We start from the raw sequence: 3,432 nt of genomic DNA on the forward strand, positions 1-3,432 counted from the left end.
GAACCGCAGAGTACCATGTAGGACGAAATTCTGCCAACCAGTCAAAGAATTTGGGTGCTTTAAAACCGGGGGTACAAACCACACTCCCACCAGTACTTAGGGATGAAAGCAACACACCTATCAGACCATGAATATGAAACAGTGGCATGACATTTAAACAGCGATCGCTCTCAGCTAGATTCAATGCTACGACAATGTTTTGCGCAGAGGTGCAAAGATTACTATGGGTGAGTGGTACTATTTTGGGGCGAGAGTTTGTGCCAGAAGTATGCAGCACTAAAGCCACATCGTCAGCTTGAGCGAAACCACTGTTCTTGGGGTTATTTGTTTGGACACCAGTAAGATTAAACAGCCCTGCTTGGTCTTCTAAAGCGGGGTATAATTCTAAAATGGGAATGCCGAGACCTTGGGCTACTTCCCTCCCTATTTCGGAAACTCCTGGCTGAATAATTAATGCTTTAGCGTTTATATCCCTGAGATAAAATTCAAATTCTTGGGCGCGATATGCTGGATTCAGGGGGGCACAAGTAGCCGCACAGGCTACTGCTAAAAAAGCTACAGCCATTTCCGAGCCATTGGCAAGAGAAACTGCTACACGATCATTACGTCCAACACCAATAGCATTGAGCTGGATAACAACTTCTTTAATCTGGTTAAATAAATGGTAATATGTAAGACCTGTTCGTCCAGGGGCTGTAATAGCTATATTATCTGGATTAATTGTAGCCTGCAATTCAAGTAGCTGAGTAATACATAATTTTTCGCATTCCAGTTTCATCATTTATCCTGTGATATAGGTATGATTTACTTTCCTGTGAATGCAGCCCTTATAACTCTTAATAGCTGAATCAAATAATACCAATTCTCTAAAACAAGGCTACAGGTAGACAGCTTGATGAATGCTGTATAGGGTCAATTTATCCGTAGTCTTCCTAGAGAGAAATAGTATAAAAAGGATAACAGATTACTATAATAATTTCAAATAAAAAACAGATATTTCGTATTAGGGGGAGAATCCCAAACAAATTTTGTAGTTTAGGAATCTTACCTGCATGAAAGTATGAGGGAGCTGTCCAGCTCCCACTACAGAAATTAATTGGAACAAATAATTAATATTATTTACTGCACTTATCTAGTGTCAGCATCAAGATTTACTTAATAAAAACGGTAGCCCTCTAGAAGTAATGATCTGAGTTTGGTAATCCTCTCTGTATAAGGATAAGGAAAACAAAAATCACAACTTGTTTAGCACTACCAAATTGACATAACCTTCTGAACACTTGTTCACCTGTTTGGAGGCTTTTATTATCGGTTCTGAGTTTTGGTTAAACTTCAAAATTCTTCATCGAGCAGTATTGTTATCCATCAGAAGAAGGTTGATTGACTTGGTAAACATAATAGGTTGCCATGGGAATAATAGTTGCAGCAATTAGCAATCCTACTACCCAAGCAGTTGCATTACCTCTATCTACCTCATCTGCTTTGACAAAATTGGATTCTAATTTTACATTATCAACAATTTCTGGTGGCCCAGGATCAGGTTTTCCTGATAAAACAGTGATTATGCGATCGCTAGCATCAAGAATAGCTTGATTGTATCTATTCCCGTCTCGTAAGGGTACCATTAGAGTTTCTGATACTACGCTATTAGCAATATCATCTGACATTACAGATTTGATGCCATCTCCTGTCACAAATGCTGTTTTATTGGTCAGAACATCAAGCATTAGTAGAGCTTGATTAGCTTGTGCTTCTGGTGTGGGGAACCATTTCTCAAACAATTTTTGGGTAAAACTATTAGCTGTTTCATCATAATCAAGACGACGAATAATTACTATTCTCACTTGATATCCTGTTTGGTTTGCTATTTCCCCTAAAGCACTGCTAATGTTACCTTCATTTATACGGCTAATTACTTCCGCTTCATCAACAATCCAAGTGGGATCGTCAGTTTTCAGACTAGGCATATCATACAACCCAGTAGCCCAAACCGGTGTAGTAAATAATGCCATAGATACTGCGATCGCCAATAGTACAATTAGCTTTTGGTAAACATATTGTTGCCAGTGAAATAGATGCTTGAGGAGCTGTTTCATAGGTGAATTTATAAGACAAACTTCCACCAAGTATACCGAAAACTAGTCCCCCTGTGTGGAAGTCAAAAAGAGGTAGAGGAGCAGGGAGTAGGGGAGCTTCCACTAATAAATGATGAATTAGGCTGTTTTGAAAAAGCGGATAATTTCCCGGACATGATCCAAAAATTGTCCATCAGTAGAAAGTTGGGCTATGGCTTGTCTGGCTTCTCTGGATAAAGCTTCGTGTTCCTTTTCATTGGTGGCACGTAATTCTTCCACATTAGCAGTTAGTCTTGCCAAAGTTTTGCGAGTTTCTTCCCCATCTCGCTGTTGTTTCCTGGGTAATGAATGGGAATTATCTGGGTTGAGTTGTTCAGCTAAACCTGTGACAGTTGTTTCCACAGTTTGCATCCGGTGACGTAATTCAACAATATCTTCCCGAGGATACTTAAATTCTTGACGAATCATTCGCAACCGGGCATATAAATATTGGTATGCACTAATGGCTGGACGTAAACCAGTTAATAGCAAAGCCGCACCAGAACCAAGATATCCCACCACACTAATACCAGTAACCGCCAGGATATAAAGACCAACAGCTGATATCAAGTGTAAAGCAATGGCAAGCAGCAGCGAACGCTTGGCTAAAGCAGTTACATACTTGATTTGTTTTTCATCCACAGGGATTTCTTTTTTTGTGGATTGTTCTGCTTCTGCTAACACTTCCTTTGCCTGGAAATGTATATTCCACGGTACCGTAACAATTACTAATAACCACCAAAAACTTGCACCAGCAATAATCCAATCTAAGAAATTACCCGCAGGAATATGTAACCATTGGAAAATTCCAAAAGCTAGGAGTACAGAAACAAAAATTCCGATGGTGGAACTGATAAATAAGTTGAAATACATTCTGTTCCCTCCCGTTATTGTCCTACTTCTATGTTGTCTCGGTAGCAATAGGGATTAGGAGTGGTTGTGATGGTTTAAACAGTTACACACAATCGACTATCTATCATAAATGAATCTGAGACTCTTAGATGTGTGATAGTTTGTCAACTTACACACCTGCTAGCAAGATTCGGCAACATCTGTGACAGCTTTCGTTATGTGATGAGGACTTATGGCATTTGGGCTCTAGAACACCGATTCAGTAATGCCAAAATCCTTGAGGTTAGATGATAGGGAAAGAGGGAAGGAGGGAAGCAGAGTAATTTATACTCATCTTCCCATCACTCCATCACTCCCTCACTCCCCACACCTCCCACACTCTCCACACTAAGTTCCCCACTCCGGTATGATCTTTTAGATAAGTCAACTGATTTTCTAGCTCCTGATTAACTGAAATGACCCTTGT

3 protein-coding genes are annotated in these 3,432 nt (G+C 39.9%); all 3 read right to left on the minus strand.

Features of this window, described 5'->3' with window-relative positions; translation table 11 throughout:
• A partial coding sequence (locus tag CALSC_RS24620; RefSeq protein WP_143288375.1) for an AMP-binding protein occupies positions 1-781 on the minus strand: 781 nt, incomplete at its 3' end.
• Positions 782-1,358: 577 nt separating this feature from the next.
• Positions 1,359-2,096, minus strand: coding sequence for a photosystem II repair protein Psb32 (psb32, locus tag CALSC_RS24625; RefSeq protein WP_088243845.1), 738 nt, complete (start codon positions 2,094-2,096; stop codon positions 1,359-1,361).
• 117 nt (positions 2,097-2,213) lie between these two features.
• A complete protein-coding gene (locus tag CALSC_RS24630; RefSeq protein WP_088243846.1) occupies positions 2,214-2,987 on the minus strand; it encodes a hypothetical protein in 774 nt (257 codons plus the stop codon).
• Positions 2,988-3,432: the final 445 nt, after the last annotated feature.

This window comes from Calothrix rhizosoleniae SC01 (assembly GCF_900185595.1).
Taxonomy (GTDB): domain Bacteria; phylum Cyanobacteriota; class Cyanobacteriia; order Cyanobacteriales; family Nostocaceae; genus Calothrix_A; species Calothrix_A rhizosoleniae.

What these genes read in the sequence shown, in the direction of transcription:
- psb32 (WP_088243845.1), bottom strand. Translation starts at nt 2,096, where the DNA reads ATGAAACAGCTCCTCAAGCATCTATTTCACTGGCAACAATATGTTTAC.
- CALSC_RS24630 (WP_088243846.1), bottom strand. Translation starts at nt 2,987, where the DNA reads ATGTATTTCAACTTATTTATCAGTTCCACCATCGGAATTTTTGTTTCT.